Source organism: Cupriavidus sp. UYPR2.512 (assembly GCF_000379565.1).
In the GTDB taxonomy this organism is placed as follows: domain Bacteria; phylum Pseudomonadota; class Gammaproteobacteria; order Burkholderiales; family Burkholderiaceae; genus Cupriavidus.
The window spans coordinates 102,942-125,717 of the sequence record NZ_KB903206.1; the positions used below are offsets into that span (position 1 = coordinate 102,942).

The following is a 22,776-nucleotide window of genomic DNA, read 5'->3' on the forward strand; positions in this document are numbered from 1 at the left end:
GGAGTACTACACCAAGGCGCACAACCACTACGGCGCGCTGGGCGCGGGGCGCTTCGGCATGCTGACGGCGAACTTCAGGTTCTGAGGATTGCCCTGCTGCCGGCCGGCCGGCCGGGCTGAGCTGGCCTGGGCCATGGACTGCGGGTTCCGGCTGGATGCCGGACCCGCGGTTTTTTTATTTCCAGCGGTTGGCCGGGGCCGGCGCCTGGCGGCTGCCGTTCAGGCCGCCCGCCGTTCCTTCTGCGCTTCAACCTCGGGCGGAAACTCGAACGGCATATCCTCATAGTCGATCAGCCGCGACTTCTTCACGGCCCGGTACCCCCACCACAGCGCCAGGAACGCCGGCACGCCGATATAAGTCGCCACGATCTCCGGCCACCGGTTCGGAATATCCGCAAACGCCTGGTAGTTCTGCCCGGCCACGATCACCAGGCACAGCACCACGGTAAAGACGGGGCCGAAGGGATAGAGCGGCGAGCGGTACGCCAGCATGCTCACGTCATAGCCCTGGTGCACCAGCCCGCGACGGAAGCGGTAATGGCTGATGGCAATACCCAGCCAGGCAAAGAAGCCGGTCATGGCCGAAGTGTTGAGCAGCCACAGGTAGACCGCCTTGTCCCCGAACAGCGAACTGAAGAAGCACAGCGCGCCCACGGCGGTGGTGGCCAGCAGCGCATTGAACGGCACGCCGCTCACGGTCAGCTTGCCGAAGGCGCGTGGCGCGCGGCCGCTGACGGCCAGGCCGTAGAGGATCCGGGTCGATACATACATGCTGGAGGTGCCGGCCGAGAGCAGCGCGGTCAGCACCACCGCGTTCATCAGCCCCGCGGCAAAGGCCAGGCCGGCGTGGCGGAATACCAGCGCAAACGGGCTCACGCCCACGTCGGTGACATCGTTGCGCAGCAGGCTGGGATCGGTATAGGGAATCAGCACCCCGATGATCAGGATCGCGATCACATAGAACAGCAGGATGCGCCAGAAGGTCTGCCGGATCGCGCGCGGGAGGGTCGTGGCCGGGTTCTCCGCTTCGCCGGCGGCCACGCCCACGGTTTCCGTGCCCTGGAAGGAGAAGCCCGCGATCATCGCCACGCCGATCATGGCCGGGATGCCGCCGACGAAGGGCGCGTCGCCAATGGTGAAGTTGTGCCAGCCAGACTGCGGGCCACCTTTCATGATGCCGAAGATCATCAGCAGGCCCACGCCCAGGAACACGATCACGGTCACCACCTTGATCAGCGCGAACCAGTACTCGGCCTCGCCGAAGCCGCGCACCGAGAACGCATTGAGCCCGAACATCAGCAGCAGGAACGCGGCGCTCCAGACCACGCCGGGCATTTCGGGGAACCAGTACTGCATCACCAGCTGCGCCGCGGTCAGTTCCACGGCGATGGTCACAGCCAGGCTGAACCAGTAGTTCCAGCCCAGCGCGAAGCCAAAGCCTTCGTCGACATAGAGTGCGCTGTAGGTGACAAAGGAGCCGGCCACCGGCATATGCACCGCCAGCTCGCCCAGGCTGGTCATCAGGCAATAGACCATCAGGCCGAGCAGGATATACATCAGCAGCGCGCCGCCGGGGCCGGCCTGCGCGATCGAGGCGCCCGAGGCCACGAACAGCCCGGTGCCGACCGCGCCGCCGATGGCGATCATGGTCAGGTGGCGGGCCTTGAGCTTGCGCTTGAGGTGGTCGTGCTCGACCACCGGGTGCTGGTGCTGGTGCTCGTGAGCGTGGGAGTGTGAGGGGGAAGACATCAGGGTCACTGGACCTTCCGCCGATCCGGCATCTTGTGGAGCCCGGGCGGCAAAAAATGAAAAGCCGCGAGTCTACCGTGTCGGCTCGCGCGATTTGTCCGTGTCGGTCAAATAAAGTCCGATACTGGTTTAGAGGCGGCACTCAGTCGCACTCCGCAAGTGCGCTATCCGGCATGGCAGGGCAATTTGGCGCTGGGTTAAGCGGCCCCTCCATGCATCGCGATCACGGGCGGCATTCGCGCCGCGCATGTCGCCGGATAAGTCCGAAAATTAAAATTGAACGACCGTGCTATTTTGTGTATGCTTGTTTCGCTCAAGCGCCGGAAGGCGTTACGGGGCGCGGGAAAGCGGCAGGTCGGGGCGGAGGGTTTACCCGCCCATGACGGCCACCTCCCGCAGCAGTCGCCGGCCGCCGCTGGCCGCGCCGTGTAGTGGAAAATGCATTCGAGAATTCGAATCCCGAGACAACTTTTGACACCAAAGGAACCAGCATGACAGCGCAGTATCAGGTTCAGGACGGCGTAGCCGTCATCACGCTCGACAATCCCCCTGTCAACGGCCTGGGTCACAGCACCCGGCTTGGCATCGTCGAAGGCATGACCCGTGCGCTGGACGATGCCGCCGTCAAGGCCATCGTCATCACCGGCGCTGGCAAGGCTTTCTCGGGCGGCGCCGACATCCGTGAATTCAATACGCCCAAGGCCATGCAGGAGCCGACGCTGCACTCGGTGATCCGCGTGCTGGAAGGCTCGTCCAAGCCGGTCGTGGCCGCCGTGCACTCGGTCGCCATGGGTGGCGGCCTGGAACTGGCGCTTGGCTGCAACTACCGCGTGGCGTCCAAGGGTGCGCAGATCGCGCTGCCGGAAGTGAAGCTGGGCCTGCTGCCCGGCGCCGGCGGCACGCAGCGCCTGCCGCGCGTGATCGGCCTGGAGGCCGCGGCCAACATGATCGTGTCGGGCACCCCGGTGCTGTCCGAGAAGTTCGCCGGCACCAAACTGTTCGACGAGATCGTCGACGGTGACGTGCTGCCCGCGGCGGTCAAGTTCGCGCAGAACGTCGGTGCCGCCACCGGCCCGCACCCCAAGGTGCGCGACCTGAAGGTGCGCCACGAGAACCCCGAAGGCTACCTGGGCTTTGCCCGCAACACCGTGGCCGCGATGGCCAAGAACTTCCCGGCACCGCTGAAGTGCCTGGAAGCGGTGGCCGGCTCGCTCAAGCCGTTCGAGCAAGGTCTCAAGGAAGAGCGCGAGGGCTTCCTGTTCCTGGTGACCACCCCGGAATCGCGCGCGCTGCGCCACGCCTTCTTTGGCGAGCGTGCCGCCAGCAAGATTCCCGATGTGCCTGAAGGCACCGCGACCCGCAAGATCGAGAAGGTCGCCGTGATCGGCGCCGGCACCATGGGTGGCGGCATCAGCATGAACTTCCTGAACGCGGGCATCCCGGTCACCATCCTGGAAACCAAGCAGGAAGCGCTGGACCGCGGCGTCGGCATCATCCGCAAGAATTATGAGAACAGCGCGAAGAAGGGCAAGCTGACCCAGGAGAAGGTGGAGCAGCGCATGGGCCTGCTGTCGACCACGCTGTCCTATGACGAGATCAAGGACGCCGACCTGGTTATCGAAGCCGTCTTCGAAGAAATGGGCGTCAAGGAAATCGTCTTCAAGAAGCTGGACGAAGTGATGAAGCAAGGCGCGATCCTGGCTTCGAACACCTCCACGCTGGACGTCAACAAGATCGCCTCGTTCACCAAGCGTCCGCAGGACGTGGTCGGCATGCACTTCTTCAGCCCGGCCAACGTGATGAAGCTGCTGGAAGTGGTTCGCGGCGAGAAGACCGGCAAGGACGTGCTGGCCACGGTCATGCAGCTCGGCAAGAAGATCAAGAAGACTGCGGTGGTGTCGGGTGTGTGCGACGGCTTTATCGGCAACCGCATGATCGAGCAGTACAGCCGCCAGGCCGGTTACCTGCTGGACGAAGGCGCGCTGCCCGAGCAAGTGGACAAGGCCATCGAGAAGTTCGGTTTTGCCATGGGCCCGTTCCGCATGGGCGACCTGGCCGGCAACGACATCGGCTGGGCCATCCGCAAGCGCCGCGCCGTGGACAAGCCTGACATCCAGTACTCCAAGACCGCCGACCTGCTGTGCGAAATGGGCCGCTACGGCCAGAAGACCGGCGCGGGCTGGTACGACTACAAGGCGGGCGACCGCAAGCCGTACCCGAACCAGCAGGTCAACGACATGATCGTGCAGCACTCGAAGGACCTGGGCATCACCCGCCGCAAGATCTCTGATGAAGAGATCGTCGAGCGCTTGGTGTTCGCGCTGGTCAACGAAGGCGCCAAGATCCTGGAGGAAGGCATTGCCTCCAAGGCCTCGGATATCGACATGGTGTACCTGACCGGCTACGGCTTCCCGCTGTTCCGCGGCGGCCCGATGCTGTACGCGGACCAGGTCGGCCTGTACAACGTGGCGCTGGCCATGAAGCGCTACGCCAAGGGCTACCACGGCGAAGCCTGGCAGGTCGCGCCGCTGCTGCAGAAGCTGGCGGACGAAGGCAAGGGCTTCAACGGTTAATACCGTCAAGCAAGGTTCAGCCTGGAGCTGAGATGAACACCGTCATCGGACCGGACGATTGCCTGCTGGTGATCGACGTGCAGAACGACTTCATGCCGGGCGGCGCGCTTGCCGTGCCTCACGGCGATGAAGTGGTGCCCGTCATTAACCGGCTGGCGCGCGCGTTCGGTCATGTGGTGCTGACGCAGGACTGGCATCCCGCCGCGCATGTTTCCTTTGCGGCCAACCATGCCGGCACGCAGCCGTTCCAGTCGCTGACGCTGCCGTACGGGCCGCAGGTGCTGTGGCCGGTGCATTGCGTGCAGGGCACGCCCGGCGCCGCGCTGCATGCGGGGCTCAGCGTGCCGCACGCGCGGCTGGTGATCCGCAAGGGCCACCACGCCGACGTGGACAGCTACTCCGCCTTCCTGGAGGCGGACCGCACCACGCGCACCGGACTGGCTGGCTACCTGCGCGAGCATGGCGTGAAGCGCGTGTTCTGCGCGGGCCTGGCGACGGACTATTGCGTGGCCTGGAGTGCGCTCGATGCGCGCGCCGCGGGCTTTGCCGCCGCGGTGATCGAGGATGCCTGCCGCGCCATCGACCTGGACGGGTCGCTGGCCAGGGCATGGCAGGACCTCGGCGCCGCCGGCGTTGCGCGCGTCACGTCCGCTGAACTGCTGAAGGGCCAGGGCTGAACCGAACCACCGAACTGAACGACACAAGAGATTCCGAGGAGCAAGACATGAACGAAGCAGTCATCGTATCCACCGCACGGACCCCCCTGGCCAAGAGCTGGAAGGGCGCCTTCAACATGACCCACGGCGCCACGCTCGGTGGTCATGCCGTCCAGCACGCCATTGCCCGCGCCAAGATCGAGGCCGCCGAAGTGGAAGACGTGCTGATGGGCTGCGCCAACCCGGAAGGCGCCACCGGCGCCAACATCGCTCGCCAGATCGCACTGCGCGCCGGCTGCCCGGTGACCGTGCCCGGCGCCACCGTCAACCGCTTCTGCTCGTCTGGCCTGCAGACCATCGCCATGGCCGCGCAGCGCGTGATCGCCGATGAGGGTGACATCTTCGTCGCCGGCGGCGTGGAAAGCATCTCGTGCGTGCAGCAGGAGATGAACCGCCATATGGTCCAGGAAAGCTGGCTGCTGAAGAACAAGCCGGAAATCTACTGGAACATGCTGCAGACCGCTGAGAACGTGGCCAAGCGCTACAACATCTCGAAGGAGCGCCAGGACGAGTACGGCGTGCGCAGCCAGCAACGCGCCGCCGCCGGGCTGGAAGCCGGCAAGTTCAAGGACGAGATCGTGCCGATGACGGTGCTGGCGGGCGTGGCCGACAAGTCGACCGGCCAGCTGGTGACCAAGGAAGTCACCATCTCTGCCGACGAAGGCATCCGCGCCGATACCACGCTGGAAGGCGTGGCCAAGATCCGCAGCGCCGTGCCGGGTGGCGTGATCACCGCCGGCAATGCCTCGCAGTTCTCGGACGGCGCTTCGGCGGCCGTGGTCATGAACGCACGCGTGGCCGAGGCCCGCGGCCTGCAGCCGCTGGGCGTGTTCCGCGGCTTCGCCGTGGCTGGCTGCGAGCCGGACGAGATGGGCATCGGCCCGGTCTTTGCCGTGCCCAAGCTGCTGAAGAAGGCTGGCCTGAAGGTCGACGACATCGGCCTGTGGGAGCTGAACGAAGCTTTCGCGGTGCAGGTGCTGTACTGCGCCGATACGCTGGGCATCCCGATGGACCGCCTCAACGTCAACGGCGGCGCCATCGCCGTGGGCCACCCCTACGGTGTCTCGGGCGCGCGCCTGGTCGGCCATGCGCTGATCGAAGGCAAGCGCCGCGGCGTCAAGTACGTGGTCGTGACCATGTGCATCGGCGGTGGCCAGGGTGCGGCCGGCCTGTTCGAAGTCCTGTAACGGCTGACAACCCGGACAGACTGCCGGTTTGCGCCCCTCTCCCGTTTGGGGAGAGGGGCAGGGGGTGAGGGCAGGCGCTGGCATACCACCGGCCTGTACTTCGTAGTACCGTCCGGCCCTCACCCCAACCCTCTCCCGCATGCGGGAGAGGGAGCACCCACACGGTGATTCAAAACCCCGGCGGCTCGCACCAAAAGACAAAAGAACTCGCGGCACGCCACGCAGTGCGCCGCATGGAGACACCATGTCGATGATCCTTTCCCGCCGCGACCTGAACTTCGTGCTGTACGAATGGCTAAAGGTCGACGAGCTCACGCGCATCCCGCGCTATGCCGACCACTCGCGCGAGACCTTCGACGCCGCGCTGGACACCTGCGAAAAGATCGCCACCGACCTGTTCGCGCCGCACAACAAGAAGAACGACCAGCAGGAACCGCATTTCGACGGCGAGACCGTCAGCATCATCCCCGAGGTCAGCACCGCGCTGAAGGCCTTCTGCGAGGCCGGGCTGATGGCCGCCGGCCAGGACTATGAGCTGGGCGGCATGCAGCTGCCGGTGGTGGTCGAGAAGGCCGGCTTTGCCTACTTCAAGGGTGCCAACGTCGGCACCAGCTCATACCCGTTCCTGACCATCGGCAACGCCAACTTGCTGCTCGCGCACGGCACGCCGGCGCAGGTCGAGACCTTCGTCAAGCCGGAGATGGAAGGGCGCTTCTTCGGCACCATGTGCCTGTCCGAGCCGCAGGCGGGATCGTCGCTGTCGGACATCACCACGCGCGCCGAGTACGAGGGCGAGTCGCCGCTGGGCGCGCAGTACCGGCTGCGCGGCAACAAGATGTGGATCTCCGCCGGCGAACACGAGCTGTCGGACAATATCGTCCACCTGGTGCTGGCCAAGATCCCGGGCCCGGACGGCAAGCTGATCCCGGGCGTGAAGGGCATCTCGCTCTTCATCGTGCCCAAGTACCTGGTCAACAAGGACGGCTCGCTGGGCGAGCACAACGACGTGGTGCTGGCCGGCCTGAACCACAAGATGGGCTACCGCGGCACCACCAACTGCCTGCTGAACTTCGGCGAAGGCATGAAGTACCAGCCGGGCGGAAAGGCCGGTGCGGTCGGCTACCTGGTGGGCGAGCCGCACAAGGGCCTGGCCTGCATGTTCCACATGATGAACGAGGCGCGCATCGGCGTGGGCCTGGGCGCGGTGATGCTGGGCTATACCGGCTACCTGCATGCGCTGGACTACGCGCGCAACCGCCCGCAAGGCCGCCCGGTCGGCCCCGGCGGCAAGGATGCGGCCAGCCCGCAGGTAAAGCTGGTCGAGCACGCCGACATCCGCCGCATGCTGCTGGCGCAGAAGAGCTATGTCGAAGGCGGCCTGGCGCTGAACCTGTATTGCGCGCGCCTGGTCGACGAGGAAGAGGCCGCGGCGGCCGCCGGCGACGAGGCCGCGCATGCGCGCCTGGCGCTGCTGCTCGACATCCTGACGCCGATCGCCAAGAGCTGGCCGTCGCAATGGTGCCTGGAGGCCAACAACCTGGCGATCCAGGTGCATGGCGGCTACGGCTACACGCGCGAGTACAACGTCGAGCAGTTCTACCGCGACAACCGCCTCAACCCGATCCACGAAGGCACGCACGGCATCCAGGGCCTGGACCTGCTGGGCCGCAAGGTGGTGATGAAGGATGGCGCGGCCTTCAAGCTGCTGGGCGAGCGCATGCAGGACACCATCGGCCGCGCGCTCGCCGCCGGCGATGCCGAGCTGTCGCAGCAGGCAGGCGCCCTCGGCGCCGCCGCCAAACGCCTGGCCGAGGTCACGCAGGCGCTGTGGAGCGCGGGCGACCCCAACGTGACGCTGGCCAATGCCTCGGTCTACCTGGAGGCTTTCGGGCACGTGGTGGTGGCGTGGATCTGGCTGGAGCAGGCGCTGCTGGCACAAGCCGCGCTGCCGCGTGCGAACGGCAAGGAAGACGAGGACTTCTACCGCGGCAAGCTGGCCGCGGCGGCGTACTTCTTCCGCTGGGAGCTGCCCAAGGCCGGCCCGCAGCTGGCGCTGCTTGAGTCGCTCGACCGCACCACGCTCGACATGCAGGACGCGTGGTTCTGAGCAGCGCTCGCCCATCCCCGAACACTACAGAACGAAGGAAGACAATATGCGTACCATCCAGCAACTGTTTGACCTGAAGGGCAAGACCGCGCTGATCACCGGCGGCTCGCGCGGGCTTGGCCTGCAGATTGCCGAGGCGCTGGGCGAGCAGGGCGCGCGCGTGGTGCTGTCGGCGCGCAAGGCCGATGAGCTGCAGGCGGCGCAGGCGCACCTGAAATCGCTTGGCATCGAGGCCGACTGGATCGCCGCCGACGGCTCGCAGGAGTCGGAGATCGCCCGCCTGGCCGACGAGGCCATCGCGAAGCTGGGCCACGTCGACATCCTGGTCAACAACGCCGGCGCCACCTGGGGCGCCCCGGCCGAGGACCATCCGGTCGAGGCCTGGGACAAGGTGATGAACCTGAACATCCGCGGCCTGTTCCTGCTGTGCCAGCGCATCGGCAAGCTGTCGATGATCCCGCGCCGCCAAGGCCGCATCATCAACGTGGCGTCGATCGCGGGCCTGGCCGGCAACCCGCCGGGCAGCATGGAGACCATTGCCTACAACACTTCCAAAGGTGCGGTGGTCAACTTCACGCGCACGCTGGCGGGCGAGTGGGGCGAGCACAACATCACCGTCAACGCGCTGGCGCCGGGCTTCTTCCCGTCGAAGATGACCAAGGGCTCGCTCGAGCGCATGGGCGTCGAGGCCATGTGCGCCGGCGTGCCGCTGCACCGCCTGGGCGACGACGAAGACCTGAAGGGCGCCGCGCTGCTGTTCGCCAGCGATGCCGGCAAGCACATCACCGGCCAGATCCTCGCGGTGGACGGCGGCGTCAGCGCGGTCTGAGTCAGGCAAGGGCAATCCGGCGCCGCTTGGCGGAATGCCGGATTGCCCTCAAACTTGGGGCCTGCGCGAGGCCAGTCCTCGCTGGCACCCCATTTCCGGACTTGCATTTGCCATGAACCAGTTCAAAGGCCCCCTGACTCACATCCCCTTCCTTGCCGATCTCGGCGTGACCTGCAACTTCGCCGAAGGCGGGCGCAGCGAGATTGCGCTGCCGATCGAGAAGCGCCATCAGAACAGCTGGGACATGGCCCACGGCGGCGTGATCATGACGCTGCTCGACGTGGCCATGGCGGTGGCCGGCCGCAGCAGCGACGCAGACGGCCGGGGCGTGGTCACCATCGAGATGAAGACCAGCTTCATGGCACCGGGGCGCGGCGCGCTGAGCGCGCGCGGCACCACCGTGCACCGCACCACCACCATGGTGTTCTGCGAAGGCGAGATCGTCGATGCCGACGGCAAGACCGTGGCGCGCGGCTCGGGCACCTTCAAGTACATCCGGCGCATGCCGCCGCAGCGCCCGGGTGAAACCGATACCGGTGCCGACGGCTGAGCGCCGGCACCGACGCAGCAGACGGGGCAGTGCGGCTGTCCCTCCCGACGCAGTCTTCAAGCTGTTCCATATTCTTACTGAAAGGCATCGATCATGTCCAAAACGTTCAAGCGCATCGTCCTGGCCTCGCGTCCCGAAGGCGCGGTGACGCCGGCCAATTTCCGCCTGGAAGAAGTGCCCGTGCCGCAGATCGCAGACGGCCAGGTGCTGGTGCGCAACCACTACCTGTCGCTGGATCCGTACATGCGCGGCCGCATGAACGAGAGCAAGTCCTATGCCGCGCCGCAGCCGCTCGATGAGGTCATGATCGGCGGCACCGTGGGCGAAGTGGTGGAAAGCAAGAACAGCAAGTTCAAGCCGGGCGACAAGGTGGTCGGCATGTTCGGCTGGCAGGAGATGGGCGTCAGCGACGGCACCGGCCTGCAGCCGGTCGACACCACGCATATCCCGCTGTCGGCCTACCTGGGCTCGGTCGGCATGCCGGGCGTGACCGCCTGGTATGGCCTGAACAAGATCATCCTGCCCAAGCCGGGCAAGACCATTGCGGTCAGCGCGGCCTCCGGCGCGGTGGGCAGCGTGGTCGGGCAGCTGGCCAGGCTGGCCGGCTGCCGCGCGGTCGGCTTTGCCGGCGGCAAGGACAAGTGCGACTACGTGGTCAATGAGCTGGGCTTCGATGCCTGCATCGACTACAAGGCGGCCAAGGATCCCAAGGACCTTTACCGCATGCTCAAGGAAGCCACCCCGGACGGCATCGACGGCTATTTCGAGAACGTCGGCGGCGATATCCTGGACGCGGTGCTGACGCGCATGAACGCCTTCGGCCGCATCGCCATGTGCGGCATGATCGCGGGCTATGACGGCCAGCCGCTGCCGCTGAAGAACCCGCAGCTGATCCTGGTGTCGCGCCTGACCATTGAGGGCTTTATCGTCTCTGAGCATATGGAAGTCTGGCCGCAGGCGCTGAAGGAACTGGGCACCGCCGTCGCACAAGGCAAGCTCAAGTTCCGCGAGAGCATTGCCGAAGGCCTGGCCAGCGCGCCGGAAGCCTTTATCGGCCTGCTCAAGGGCAAGAACTTCGGCAAGCAGCTGGTCAAGCTGGTCTGAGCGGCGCATGCAGGGCCGCGGCGCGCCTGCCGGGCGCGCCGCGGGCAACGGATTTCACCAACAAAATGGAGACACCGATGAATGCCCCGCAAGCCCCGCAAAACCAGAGTGCCGACGAGATCGGCGCCGGCCTGCCTGAAGAGGTCAAGGCGCGCTACCGCAACCTGCCGCAGCCGCCGCAGTTCGCCACCGCCGCCGAAGAGCGCCTGCACCGCAAGCAGCGCCTGGCCGCGGCCTTCCGGCTGTTTTCCAGATTCGGTTTCGACGAAGGCGTGGCCGGCCATATCACCGCGCGCGACCCGGAGTTTCCCGATACCTTCTGGGTCAATCCCTTCGGTGTGCATTTCAGCCAGGTCAAGGTTTCCAACCTGATCCGCTGCGACCACCACGGCGACGTGGTGGAGGGCGACTACCTGGTCAATGCCGCGGCCTTCGCCATCCATTCGCGCGTGCACCAGACCCGCCCCGACGCGGTCGCGGCCGCGCACTCGCACAGCACCCATGGCCGTGCGTGGTCCACGCTGGGCCGCCCGCTCGATCCGCTGACGCAGGACGTGTGCGCGTTCTATCAGGACCATGCGGTCTATGACGATTTCGGCGGCGTGGTGGTGGAGCTCGACGAGGGCCAGCGCATCGCCAATGCGCTGGGCCCGAACAAGGCCGCCATCCTGCAGAACCATGGCCTGCTGACGGTCGGCAAGACCGTGGACGAAGCCGCCTGGTGGTTCATCACCATGGAGCGCTCCTGCCAGGTCCAGTTGCTGGCCGAAGCCGCCGCGGCGCGCACCCAGGCGCCGCTCAAGCTGATCTCCGATGCGGCCGCGCGCCAGGCCTATTCGATCGTCGGCACCGCGCAGGCGGGCTGGTTCCAGTTCCAGCCGCTGTATGCCCGCATCGTCAAGGAACAGCCGGACCTGCTGGACTGAATCCGCGCGGAACTAGCCGCAATATGGAGGTGGATCGCATGGCCGAGATCATTCTTCACCAGTACGCAACTTCGCCATTCTCCGAGAAGGTGCGCCTGCTGCTGGGCGCCAAGGGACTGGCGTGGCAGGCGGTGGAAATCCCCGCCATCCTGCCCAAGCCCGACCTGCTTGCGCTGACGGGCGGCTACCGCCGCACGCCGGTGATGCAGGTCGGTGCCGATATCTACTGCGATACCGCGCTGATCTGCGAGGTGCTGGACGCGCTGGTGCCCACGCCGGCGCTGTATCCGCCGGCCCAGGCCGCGGCGGCGCGGGTCGCGGCAGCCTGGTTCGATGCGGCGCTGTTTACGGCGTCGGTGACCTATGTGTTCCAGCCAGCCGGCGTTGCCAGCATGCTGGGCCACCTGTCGCCGGCGCAGGTCCAGGCCTTTACCGCCGACCGCAAGGCCATGCGCGGCGACACCCATGCACTGCGCATGCCGTTGCCCGAAGCCACCGCGCTGCTGCATGAAACCTTCGGGCAACTGGAAACGCAGTTCGCGGCCGGGATCGAGCATGTGGCCGGGCCGGCGCTGTCGGTTGCCGACTTCTCGCTGTACCACAACCTTTGGTTTATCCGCCGCGCCGGTGCGCTGGCGCAGTTGCTGGAGGCTTATCCGCGCTTGCAGGCCTGGTATGCGCGCATGAACACCTTTGGCCATGGCCGGCCGCGCGTGATCGACGGCGAGGACGCGATCAGCGCCGCGCACAGTGCCGATCCGCTTGTGCTGGATGAGGGTGTGGTCGCGGACGCCGGCCTGCAGGCCGGCGACCCCGTCACCGTCACGCCCACCGACTATGCGCGCGACCCGGTGGCCGGCGTGCTGCTGTCGCTGACCGCGCGCCGCGTCACGCTGCGCCGCCAGGACCCGCGCGCCGGTGCGCTCAATGTGCATTTCCCGCGGCAGGGCTACCAGGTGCAGCGCGCCGCCTGAGCGCGCGCACGGCACACGGCCCGCCGTTTCCCAAACGAATCACGTGACAGGACAGACGATATGAAGGATTTCTCCAACAAGGTGGCTGTCATTACCGGCGGCGCCTCGGGTTTCGGCAAGGAGTTTGCCCACATTGCGGCCGGCCTCGGCATGAAGCTGGTGCTGGCGGATGTGCAGGCAGACGCGCTGGACGCGACCGTAGCGGAATTCAAGGCACGCAATGTGCCGGCGATCGGGTTGCGCACCGACGTCTCGCGGGCCGACCAGGTGCAGGCGCTGGCCGATGCTGCCATCGACGCTTTCGGCCAGGTCAACCTGCTGTTCAATAACGCCGGCGTGGGCGCGGGCGGCCTGATCTGGGAGAACTCCGAGAAGGACTGGGAGTGGGTGCTGGGCGTCAACCTGTATGGCGTAGTGCACGGCGTGCGCATCTTCACGCCGCTGATGCTGGCCGCGGCGGAGAAGGATCCGGCCTACCAGGGCCATATCGTCAACACGGCGTCGATGGCGGGCTTGCTGAACCCGCCGGCAATGGGCGTATACAACGTGTCCAAGCATGCGGTGGTGGCGTTGACGGAAACGCTGTACCAGGACCTGGGGCTGGTGACGGAGCAGGTGCGCTGCTCGGTGCTGTGCCCGTACTTCGTGCCGACCGGCATCAGCCAGTCGCAGCGCAACCGGCCCGCCGACCTGGCCAACCAGGCGCCGCCGACGCGCTCGCAGCTGGTGTCGCAGGCCTTGTCGGACAAGGCCGTCGGCTCCGGCAAGGTGACCGCCGCCGAGGTCGCGCAGCTGACCTTCGATGCCATCCGCGACGAAAGCTTCTATATTTATTCCCACCCCCAGGCGCTCGCCCCCGTGCGCCAGCGCTTTGAGGATATCGTCGGGCAGCGCAATCCCGGCGATCCGTTTGCCGACAAGCCCGAGGTCCGCGCGGGCCTTGTTGCCGCGTTGCGCGGCTGACTGACGTTCGCCAACCCCGGCCAGCACAACGCCACAACGAGGAGGACCGCATATGGAGAACAACATGGCAGCCCCCGCCGCCGTGATCCGCCACCTGCAGTACGCCACGCTGCCCAACGGTACCCGCCTGCACTACGCCAGCGCGGGCGAGCGTGGCAAGCCGCTGATGCTGTTCGTGCACGGCTTTCCTGAATTCTGGTTCGAATGGGAGGCCCAGCTGGCCGAGTTCGGGCGCACGCATTTTGCCGTGGCGCCGGACTTGCGCGGCTACAACCTGTCGAGCAAGCCCGCCGGCGTCGAGGCCTACCGGCCGCGCCATATTGTCGAAGACCTGGTGCAGCTGGTCAGCGCGCTGGGCTATGACCAGGCCATAGTGGTGGCGCACGACTGGGGCGGGGCGATCTGCTGGAACCTGGCAATCCAGTTTTCGCAGCTGGTGCGCCAGCTCATCATCGTCAACTCGCCGCATCCGTACCTGTTTGCGCGCGCGCTGGCCACCGATCCCGGGCAGCAGGCCGCTTCCGCCTACATGAACTGGCTGCGCAAGCCGGGCTCGGAAAAGGCACTGGCCGCCAACGACTTCGCGTTGCTGGACCGGATGCTGGCCGATGCCGACGGCAAGCCGGCGGCCTGGTACACGCCCGAGACGCGCGCCAGGTACCACGCGGCATGGTCCCAGCCGGGCGAAGGCCAGGACGCCGGCGTCCATCCGCTCACCGGCGGCGTCAATTTCTACCGCGCCTCGCCCATGCACCCGCCGGGCGAGGGCGAGCCGCCGCCCGACATCTCGCGCCTGGATCCGGCCGCCTTTGTGGTCAGGGTCCCGACGCTGGTGATCTGGGGCGAGCGCGACCGTGCGCTGCCGAAGTCGCTGGTGGACGGTCTGGCAGACTTCGTGCCCGAGCTGCGCCTGGAACGCATCCCCGAGGGCACGCACTGGGTGATCCACGAACAGCCGGAACGGGTCAACCAGCTGATCCGCAGCGCCTTGCCGGCGTGACCGGGGCGCGCGGCTGCCCCGGGGCAGCCGCGCGTGGCTTCAGGTCAGGCGCTCGCGGTACAGCCGGTAGTTCTCGTCGTCGAAGCAGACAAAGGTGACCTGCTCGATCTCCGGCGCCCCGGCCAGCGCTTCGCGCACCGCGGCGATGGCGATATCCGCCGCGCGCTCGCGCGGGAAGGCGTAGATGCCGGTGCTGATATTGGGAAAGGCCAGCCTGCGCAGATGGTGCTGCGCCGCCAGGCGGATGCTGTTGCGGTAGGCATTGGCCAGTTGTTCGTCCTCGCCCTGGTCGCCGCCTTGCCAGACCGGCCCGACCGCGTGGATCACGTATGGCGCCGGCAGGCGGCCGCCGGTGGTGATCACCGCTTCGCCGGTGGGGCAGCCGCCCTGCTCGTCGCGGATCGCGCGGCAGGCCTCCTTGATGGCGGAGCCGCCCGCCCCGTGGATGGCCCCGTCGACGCCGCCGCCGCCCAACAGGCCGCTATTGGCCGCGTTGACGATGGCATCGACTTCCATCCGGGTGATATCGCCATGGACTACCTGCAAGTGCTCGCCGCTCATGGTGTCTCCTGCGCTGTGGAGGGAGGGCCGCCGGACAGCCGCTTGGTCGGTCAGGCCGGCGGGAGGCTGCTGTGTGCTACATGGACTGCTCAAGCATACGCCGATAATCCGCGGCGCTGGCTTCTTTCGGGTTGGTTTTGTGGCAGTGGTCGACCAGCGCACCGGCGATCACCTTGTCGAACATATCCTCGGTGACGCCCATCTGGCGCAGCCCGGTGGGCAGGCCCAGGCGCGCGGTCATGTCATGCACGGCCTGCGCGATATCGGCGCCGTCGGGCAGGTGCATGGCGCGGCGCAGGCGTGCATAGCGATCGTCGCGCACCACCGTGGGCGCGTCGGCATTGAAGCGCAGCACGGCGGGCATCACTACTGCATTGAGCGTGCCGTGGTGCAGGCCGGTGCGGCCGTCGATCTTCAGCCCGCCCAGCGGGTGCGACAGCGAATGCACGCAGCCCAGCCCCTTCTGGAACGCCATGGCGCCCTGCATCGATGCGCTCATCATGTTCAGGCGCGCGTCGCGGTCCTGGCCGTCGCGGGTGGCGCGCTCGATATGGCCCCAGCCGCGCTCCAGGCCGTCCAGCGCAATGCCGTCCGCGGGCGGGTTGAAGGCAGGGGCCAGGAAGGTCTCGATGCAGTGCGCAATCGCATCCATGCCGGTGGCCGCGGTCAGCCCGGCGGGCAGCCCCAGGGTCAGTTCCGGATCGCAGACGGCGGACTTGGGCAGCAGGTGCCAGGAATGGAAGCCCAGCTTGCGGCCGTCGTCCAGGATGATGATGGCGCCGCGCGCCACCTCGCTGCCGGTGCCCGAGGTGGTGGGCACCGCGATCAGCGGCGCCGCCTTGTCGGTGATCTTGCCGCTGCCGCCTTCGATGGTGGCATAGGTGGTCAGTTCGCCCTCATGCGTGGCCAGGATGGCGATGCCCTTGGCCAGGTCGATCGACGAGCCGCCGCCCACTGCCACCAGCCCGTCGCAGCCGGCCTCGCGGTACTGCGCGGCCGCCTTGCGCACCATGGCCTCGGTTGGGTTCGACGGGGTTTCATCGAACACTGCAACCTGCAGGCCTTGCATCGCATCGATGGCACGCCGCGCCACGCCCGCGGCGACCACACCCTTGTCGGTCACCAGCAGCGGGCGGCGGATGCCGATGCGCTCGCATTCGGCCTTGAGCAGGCTTACCGCGCCGAAATCCAGGTGGATGTGGGTCAGATAGTAGATAAACGCCATGTCTGGTTGTCTCCTGCTGGGATCTGCCGCGAAATGGTTGGTCAGCGCGCGCCGGGAATAGTGCTCGCCACGCGCGCTGTCTTGGGGTTCAATGGGCCTGCAGTACCGTTTCCGGAGCACTTGGGCACGCTTGGACCGATCATCGCGCAAAAACTTGCCGCGCGGCAGGCCGAGCGTGGCTTTTCGGGGTTATCTCGTACTGCCGGGTTCCGGAAACATCTGGCATCATACTAAAATCGAACGATCGTTCACTATTCGAACTTCCCCGGATGCGGGCGCCGCACCAGCGCTTCTGCGCGCCGCAGGCGCCGTGTCCGCAGCCGCGCCACTCCCAATGTCTGCCGTACCGTCTTCCAGCTCTCCCGCGCCCGCCACGCCAGGCCTGCCGTCCAGCCCGCTCGACCCGCAGGTGGCCGCGCTGCTGGCGCTGATCGCGCGCGTCAAGCGGCCGCCAATTCACGTGATGGAGCCGGAGGACGCCAAGATCGCCTACGAGAAAAGCGCGCCGATCCTGGATATCAACCCGCCGCCGGTGCACATGGCGGAAGACCTGCTGGTGCCGGCGCGCGACGGCCACGCCATCCCGGTCAGGCTGTACACCCCGCGCGAGGCCAGCTGGACCGAGCCGCTGCCACTGCTGGTGTATTTCCACGGCGGCGGCTTCACGGTCGGCAGCGTCAATTCGCACGATCCGCTGTGCCGCCTGCTGTGCGGCCAGGCCGACTGCATGGTGCTGTCGGTGGACTACCGGCTCGGGCCGCAATGGCGCTTCCCGACGGCGGCCAACGACGCCTTCGACGTGCTGCACTGGGTCTTCGCTGAAGCCGACAAGCTGGGTGCCGACCCGGCGCGCATCGGCCTGGGCGGCGACAGCGCCGGCGGCACGCTGGCCGCCGCCTGCGCGGTCGAGGCCCGCGATGCCGGCCTGGCGCCGGTGCTGCAGCTGCTGATCTATCCCGGCACCTGCGCGCGCCAGGATACGCCGTCGCACCGCGCGCTGGCCGATGGCTACCTGCTGACGGCGGACATGATCCGCTGGTTCTTTGCCCAGTACCTGGACCAGGAGGCCAGCCGCGACGACTGGCGCTTCGCCCCGCTGGACGGCGGCGGCGCCGGCGCCGAGGTGCGCGGCACATGCCCGGCCTGGATCGCGGTGGCCGGCTACGACCCGCTGCACGACGAGGGCGTGGCCTATGCAGAGAAGCTGCGCGCCGCGGGCGTGGCTGCCACGCTGGCGGACTACCCCGGCATGATCCATGATTTCTTCAAGCTGGGCCGCTTCGTGCCGGCGGTGGCGCAGGCGCATGCCGACGCCGTTGCCGCGCTGCGCGCCGCGTTCGGCACAGCACACCACTAGAGCACCAGCCACGGTCAGGCCACACCGGCCGCGGCCTTCCATTTTCAGCAGTGACTTGCAGCACAAGGAGACATAGTCAAATGCAACGCCGCCACTTCATCGCCCGCGCGGGCATCGCCGTCGCCGCCGCGGCACTGGGCTTTGCCGCCATGCCCGCCCAGGCACAGGCCGACAAGTTCCCGCAGCGCCCGATCCGCCTGGTGATCGGCTACACCGCCGGCGGTTCCACGGATATCCCGTTCCGCGTGCTCGCCGACAACGCGTCGAAGATCCTGGGCCAGCCCGTGATCGTCGAGAACAAGCCGGGCGCGGGCGGCGTGCTGCCCGCGCAGATGATGCAGGCCACCGCCCCGGACGGCTACACGCTGGCGCAGGTCGCCATGCCGGTCTACCGCCTGCCGTACACCACCAAGATCAACTGGGACCCGGTCAAGGACCTGAGCTATATCATCAACCTCGCCGGCTACTCGTTCGGCCTGGTGGTGCCGGCCGATTCGCCGATCAAGACGATGCAGGACTACATTGCCTACGCCAAGGCCAACCCCGGCAAGCTGACCTACGGCTCGCCGGGCTCCATGACCACGCTGCACCTGACCATGGAAGAGCTGGCGATGAAGCAGGGCGTGCAGTTCTCGCACATCCCCTACAAGGGCAATTCCGAGTCGATGCAGGCACTGCTGGGCGGCCACGTGATGTCGGTGGCCGACACGCCGGCGTGGGCACCGTATGTGGAGCAGGGCAAGCTGCGCCTGCTGTCGACCTGGGGCGAGAAGCGCTCGGCGCGCTTCCCCAACGTGCCGACGCTGAAGGAACTGGGCATCGGCATCGTGCAGACCTCGCCGTTCGGCCTGGTCGCGCCCAAGGGTACCGACCCGAAGATCGTGCAGAAGCTGCATGACGCCTTCAAGAAGGCCATGGACATGCCCAACTACCGCGAAGCGCTGGCCAAGTTCGACATGGAGCCGTACTACATGAGCAGCCAGCAATACGCGCAGTTTGCGGCTGACACCGTCAAGAAGGAAAAGGCGATCATCGAGAAGCTGGGGCTGGCCAAGGCGCAATAAGGCCAATCAGGCTGCCGCCACCATCACCGATCCAGGCCGCCGCGCCTGCCGGCCCTGTCCGGCGGGCCGGCGGCCTGGTGCTTTGACAAGCCACGACAAACAAGGAGACCAAGCCGATGGCCAAAGAGGATTTCCGCCACAGCATCCCGCTGCGCGTGCGCTGGGCCGAAGTCGATCCGCAGTCGATCGTCTTCAATGCGCACTACCTGACGTATTGCGATATCTGCGTGACCGAGTACTGGCGCGCGCTGGGTATCCGCTACCCGGAAGACGTGCTGCACGCGCATGGCGTGGACATCTTCGTGGTCAAGTCCACGCTGGAATACCACGCCTCGGCGCGCTTTGACGACGAGCTGGAAATCCGCGGCCGCATGTCGCGCCTGGGGCGCTCGAGCATGCTATTCCGGGTGGAGATGTATCGGGGCGACGAGCACCTGATCACGGGTGAGATCGTCTATGTTTGCGCGGACCCGGCTACGCAGAAATCGGCGGCGATTCCGGGGCCGGTGCGGGAGATCATCGAGGGGTATGAGGTGGTGAAGCCGGCTGCGTAGTTGGCGAACTACTGGGCTTTGAAGCCCGCTTGTTTGCTCCCCTCTCCCGCAAGCGGGAGAGGGGACCGGCTCTCAGTGATTGGCAGGTCCGTCGCAGTAGCTGAGCGAGATAAGCTTACTTGCCCAGCCCCGCGTCCTCCATATACGCCCGAATCACCGCATCGAAGCTGGCATCGCCCTGGAACCCCAGCGCCAGCGCACGCTCCGCATTCCAGGCCGCCGGCCAGGTGCCGACGATGTTCTCCACGCGCGCTTCGCGCTCCCACGTCACGCGATCCGCCACCGCATCGCCCGCCACGCGGCGCAGTGCGTCAACCATGCCGGCAGCCGTGACCGACAGGCCCGGCAGGTTCACCACGCGGCGGTTGCCGAGCCGTTCGCCGGCCAGTTCGATGCCATTGACCAGTGCCGCCACGGCTGCGCGCGGCGACAGCAGCCACAGCGGCGTGTCCGGTGCCACCGGGCAATTGGCGCCGACACCCGACAGCGGCTCGCGGATGATGCCGCTGGCGAACGACGAGGCCGCCGCATTGGGTTTGCCCGGGCGCACGCTGATGGTGGGCAGGCGCAGCACGCGGCCGTCGACGAAGCCGCGGCGGCTGTAGTCGGTCAGCAGCAGTTCGCCGATGGCCTTCTGCACGCCGTACGACGATTGCGGGCTCAGCGCGGTGTCGTCCTGCACCACCGGCGGCAGCGGGCCGCCGTAGACCGCGACCGAGCTGGTGAACAGCACGCGCGGCTGGTGGCCCAGCTCACGGCAGGTTTCCAGCAGTGCGCGCGAGGCGTCCAGGTTGACGCGCATGCCCAGGTCGAAATCCGCCTCGGCCTGGCCGCTGACCACGGCCGCCAGGTGGAACACGGCGCCGGTATCGGTATCGATGGCCTGGCGCAGCACGCCAGGGTCGGACAGGTCGCCGGTGACCACGCGCACGCGCGCATCGTCCAGGCCTTGCGGCGCCACCACGTCCAGCAGGGTCAGGCGCTGGATGACCACGGGCTGGCCGTCCAGGTTCAGGGTGCCGCGTTGCAGCAGCAGGCGGGCGAGTTGCAGGCCGAGGAAGCCGGCGCCGCCGGTAATCAGTACGTTCATGGTAATGCTCTGGTTTGGGTTCAGCGCTTCAGGTAGGGCTTGAGCCAGCCCAGGCCGGCCGAGGTGCCGGCGCGCGGCCGGTATTCGCAGCCGACCCAGCCCTGGTAGCCCAGGCTGTCGATCACATCGAACAGGTAGGGATAGTTGAGCTCACCGAGATCCGGCTCATGGCGCTCGGGCACGCCGGCGATCTGGATATGGCCGATGCCGGCGAAGTCGCGCTTGAGCTTCATGGCGATATCGCCTTCGACGATCTGGCAGTGGTAGCAGTCGAACTGTACCTTCAGGTTGGCCGCGCCGACTTCCTTGCAGATGGCCTGGGCGTCGTCCTGGCGGTTCAGGAAGTAACCGGGCATGTCGCGCGTGTTGATCGGCTCGAGCACGATGGTCACGCCTTGCGTGGCAGCGGCCTTGGCGGCATATGCGACGTTTTCCAGATAAGTCGCGCGGTAGCGGGCGCGGTCGGCGTCGGTCGGCACCAGGCCGGCCATCACATGCACGCGGTCATTGCCGATCACGCCGGCGTACTCCAGCGCACGGCCGATGGCGTCGCGGAAGTCCGCCTCGCGCCCCGGCAGCGAGGCCAGGCCGCGCTCGCCGGCCGCCCAGTCGCCCGGCGGGGCGTTGAACAACGCCTGCGTGAGGCCGTTCGCGTCCAGACGCGCGCGCAGTTCGGCGGCGGCGTGCTCGTACGGGAACAGGTACTCCACTGCCTGAAAGCCATCCGCCGCGGCAGCGGCGAAGCGGTCCAGGAAAGCGTGCTCGTTGTACATCATCGACAGGTTTGCGGCGAAGCGCGGCATGGGAACTCCAGAAGCGAAAGCAGGGGCAGGGCCCGGCCGCGGCCGGGCCCGCCGGGTTCAACGATTGACCAGTTTAGCGGGCGTCAGCCACACCAGCACGGCGCCGGCCACCAGGACCGCCGCCAGCACGTACATCGGCAGCTGGGTGCGGTGGGTCATGTCCTTCAGCGCGCCCACCATGTACGGCGACACGAAGCCCGCCAGGTTGCCCACCGAGTTGACCACGGCGATGCCCGACGCGGCGGCGATGCCCGACAGGAAGGAAGTGGGCAGCGACCAGAACAGCGGCGCGCAGGTCAGCACCCCGGCGGCGGCCAGCGACAGCGCGGCGATGGCCACGGTCGTATTGTTGGTGAACGAGGCGGCAATGGCAAAGCCCGTCGCACCCATCAGTGCCGGCACGATCAGGTGCCAGCGGCGTTCGCGGCGCGCATCGGCGCTGTGGCCCAGGAGGTTCATCACGATCACCGCGCAGATGAACGGGATCGCCGACAGCAGGCCGATGTTCAGGTTGCCGGTGACGCCGCTGGCCTTCACCAGCGTGGGCATCCAGAATGTCAGCGCATATTGCCCGGTGACGAAGCAGAAGTAGATCAGGCACATCCACCACACGCGCCGGTCGGAGAACACCGCGCCCAGCGAGTGGCCGTGGGCCTTGCCGGCGGCGGTGGCGGCGTCATGAGCGTTGCGCTGGTCTTCCTCGATATTGCGCTTGAGCACGCGCTTTTCATCGGCGTCGAGCCACGGTGCCTTGTCGATGCCGTCGCGCAGCACGAAGACCGTCACCACGCCGATCACAAACGCGGGCAGCGCTTCGATCAGGAACATCCATTGCCAGCCGCGCAGGTCGTGCACGCCGTTGAAGGCGTCCATGATCCAGCCCGACAGCGGGTTGCCGAACATGCCCGCGATGGGGATGCCCGACATGAACAGCGCGATCATCTTGGCGCGGCGGTTGGCCGGGAACCAGTAGGTCAGGTACAGGATCACGCCGGGGTAGAAGCCCGCTTCGGCCAGGCCGAGCAGGAAGCGCATCACGTAGAACTGGGTCGGTGTCTTCACGAACAGGAACAGCGCCGAGATGATGCCCCACGTGATCATGATGCGCGCGATCCAGATGCGCGCGCCGATCTTGTGCATCAGCAGGTTGCTGGGCACCTCGAACAGGAAGTAGCCGATAAAGAACAGGCCGGCGCCGAGGCCGAACACGGTTTCGGAGAAGGCCAGGTCCTGGGCCATCTGCAGCTTGGCGAAGCCGACATTGACGCGGTCGAGGTAGGCGACCACGTAGCACAGCATCAGGAACGGCATGACGCGCCAGAACACCTTGCTGTAGGCGCGTTTTTCGATCTGGGCTTCGGTGTCCAGCCGGGCGTTGCCGCCCAGGCTGTCAAGGGCGGGCACGCTCGCCGCCGGTTGGTTTGAATTCACGGTGGTCTCCGGG

20 protein-coding genes are annotated in these 22,776 nt (G+C 67.0%); 14 read left to right on the forward strand and 6 right to left on the reverse strand.

Annotated elements, in window-relative coordinates:
* Positions 1-219: 219 nt before the first annotated feature.
* A complete protein-coding gene (locus A3A5_RS0136530; RefSeq protein WP_232431574.1) occupies positions 220-1,749 on the reverse strand; it encodes an amino acid permease in 1,530 nt (509 codons plus the stop codon).
* A gap of 491 nt (positions 1,750-2,240) precedes the next feature.
* Between A3A5_RS0136530 and A3A5_RS0136535 the strand changes: the two genes are divergently transcribed.
* From A3A5_RS0136535 to A3A5_RS0136585, 11 genes are all read left to right on the forward strand, one after another.
* Positions 2,241-4,322, forward strand: a complete 2,082-nt coding sequence (locus A3A5_RS0136535; RefSeq protein WP_018315379.1) for a 3-hydroxyacyl-CoA dehydrogenase NAD-binding domain-containing protein — start codon at positions 2,241-2,243, stop codon at positions 4,320-4,322.
* Between the two features lie 32 nt (positions 4,323-4,354).
* Positions 4,355-4,999, forward strand: coding sequence for a bifunctional nicotinamidase/pyrazinamidase (gene pncA / locus A3A5_RS0136540; protein WP_018315380.1), 645 nt, complete (start codon positions 4,355-4,357; stop codon positions 4,997-4,999).
* A gap of 47 nt (positions 5,000-5,046) precedes the next feature.
* Entirely contained in the window at positions 5,047-6,225 is a 1,179-nt protein-coding gene (locus tag A3A5_RS0136545; RefSeq protein WP_018315381.1) for an acetyl-CoA C-acyltransferase, read from the forward strand.
* 244 nt (positions 6,226-6,469) lie between these two features.
* Positions 6,470-8,332 carry an acyl-CoA dehydrogenase gene (locus A3A5_RS0136550; protein ID WP_018315382.1) on the forward strand — a complete coding sequence of 621 codons (1,863 nt, stop codon included), beginning with the start codon at positions 6,470-6,472 and terminating at the stop codon, positions 8,330-8,332.
* 46 nt (positions 8,333-8,378) lie between these two features.
* Entirely contained in the window at positions 8,379-9,161 is a 783-nt protein-coding gene (locus A3A5_RS0136555; RefSeq protein WP_018315383.1) for an SDR family oxidoreductase, read from the forward strand.
* 112 nt (positions 9,162-9,273) lie between these two features.
* Positions 9,274-9,711 carry a PaaI family thioesterase gene (locus tag A3A5_RS0136560; RefSeq protein WP_018315384.1) on the forward strand — a complete coding sequence of 146 codons (438 nt, stop codon included), beginning with the start codon at positions 9,274-9,276 and terminating at the stop codon, positions 9,709-9,711.
* A 93-nt stretch (positions 9,712-9,804) separates the two neighbouring features.
* Positions 9,805-10,815: an NADP-dependent oxidoreductase gene (locus A3A5_RS0136565; protein WP_018315385.1), complete on the forward strand. Its 1,011-nt coding sequence runs from the start codon at positions 9,805-9,807 to the stop codon at positions 10,813-10,815.
* A 77-nt stretch (positions 10,816-10,892) separates the two neighbouring features.
* Positions 10,893-11,741 (forward strand): class II aldolase/adducin family protein, encoded by an 849-nt coding sequence (locus A3A5_RS0136570; protein WP_018315386.1) that lies wholly within the window; start codon positions 10,893-10,895, stop codon positions 11,739-11,741.
* Positions 11,742-11,779: 38 nt separating this feature from the next.
* Positions 11,780-12,715: a glutathione S-transferase family protein gene (locus A3A5_RS0136575; RefSeq protein WP_026201491.1), complete on the forward strand. Its 936-nt coding sequence runs from the start codon at positions 11,780-11,782 to the stop codon at positions 12,713-12,715.
* A gap of 60 nt (positions 12,716-12,775) precedes the next feature.
* On the forward strand, positions 12,776-13,678 hold the full coding sequence (locus tag A3A5_RS0136580; RefSeq protein ID WP_018315388.1) for an SDR family oxidoreductase: 903 nt from the start codon (positions 12,776-12,778) through the stop codon (positions 13,676-13,678).
* 52 nt (positions 13,679-13,730) lie between these two features.
* Entirely contained in the window at positions 13,731-14,678 is a 948-nt protein-coding gene (locus A3A5_RS0136585; protein ID WP_018315389.1) for an alpha/beta fold hydrolase, read from the forward strand.
* Positions 14,679-14,717: 39 nt separating this feature from the next.
* On the opposite strand, the gene A3A5_RS0136590 is transcribed toward A3A5_RS0136585, so the two are convergent.
* Positions 14,718-15,239, reverse strand: a complete 522-nt coding sequence (locus tag A3A5_RS0136590; RefSeq protein WP_018315390.1) for an O-acetyl-ADP-ribose deacetylase — start codon at positions 15,237-15,239, stop codon at positions 14,718-14,720.
* Positions 15,240-15,315: 76 nt separating this feature from the next.
* Positions 15,316-16,464 (reverse strand): iron-containing alcohol dehydrogenase, encoded by a 1,149-nt coding sequence (locus A3A5_RS0136595; RefSeq protein ID WP_018315391.1) that lies wholly within the window; start codon positions 16,462-16,464, stop codon positions 15,316-15,318.
* Between the two features lie 334 nt (positions 16,465-16,798).
* Between A3A5_RS0136595 and A3A5_RS0136600 the strand changes: the two genes are divergently transcribed.
* The 3 genes from A3A5_RS0136600 to A3A5_RS0136610 all read left to right on the forward strand — a co-directional run bounded on the left by A3A5_RS0136600 (position 16,799) and on the right by A3A5_RS0136610 (position 19,439).
* On the forward strand, positions 16,799-17,821 hold the full coding sequence (locus A3A5_RS0136600) for an alpha/beta hydrolase (protein ID WP_018315392.1): 1,023 nt from the start codon (positions 16,799-16,801) through the stop codon (positions 17,819-17,821).
* A gap of 80 nt (positions 17,822-17,901) precedes the next feature.
* Positions 17,902-18,885: a tripartite tricarboxylate transporter substrate binding protein gene (locus A3A5_RS0136605; RefSeq protein WP_018315393.1), complete on the forward strand. Its 984-nt coding sequence runs from the start codon at positions 17,902-17,904 to the stop codon at positions 18,883-18,885.
* Positions 18,886-19,001: 116 nt separating this feature from the next.
* Positions 19,002-19,439 (forward strand): YbgC/FadM family acyl-CoA thioesterase, encoded by a 438-nt coding sequence (locus tag A3A5_RS0136610; protein ID WP_018315394.1) that lies wholly within the window; start codon positions 19,002-19,004, stop codon positions 19,437-19,439.
* A gap of 115 nt (positions 19,440-19,554) precedes the next feature.
* Here the strand turns inward: A3A5_RS0136610 and denD are convergent, their stop codons facing one another.
* The 3 genes from denD to A3A5_RS0136625 are packed head-to-tail and all read right to left on the reverse strand — an operon-like array spanning position 19,555 to position 22,763.
* Positions 19,555-20,529, reverse strand: coding sequence for a D-erythronate dehydrogenase (denD, locus tag A3A5_RS0136615; RefSeq protein ID WP_018315395.1), 975 nt, complete (start codon positions 20,527-20,529; stop codon positions 19,555-19,557).
* A 20-nt stretch (positions 20,530-20,549) separates the two neighbouring features.
* Entirely contained in the window at positions 20,550-21,332 is a 783-nt protein-coding gene (gene otnI, locus A3A5_RS0136620) for a 2-oxo-tetronate isomerase (RefSeq protein ID WP_018315396.1), read from the reverse strand.
* Between the two features lie 57 nt (positions 21,333-21,389).
* Entirely contained in the window at positions 21,390-22,763 is a 1,374-nt protein-coding gene (locus A3A5_RS0136625) for an MFS transporter (RefSeq protein WP_018315397.1), read from the reverse strand.
* Positions 22,764-22,776: the final 13 nt, after the last annotated feature.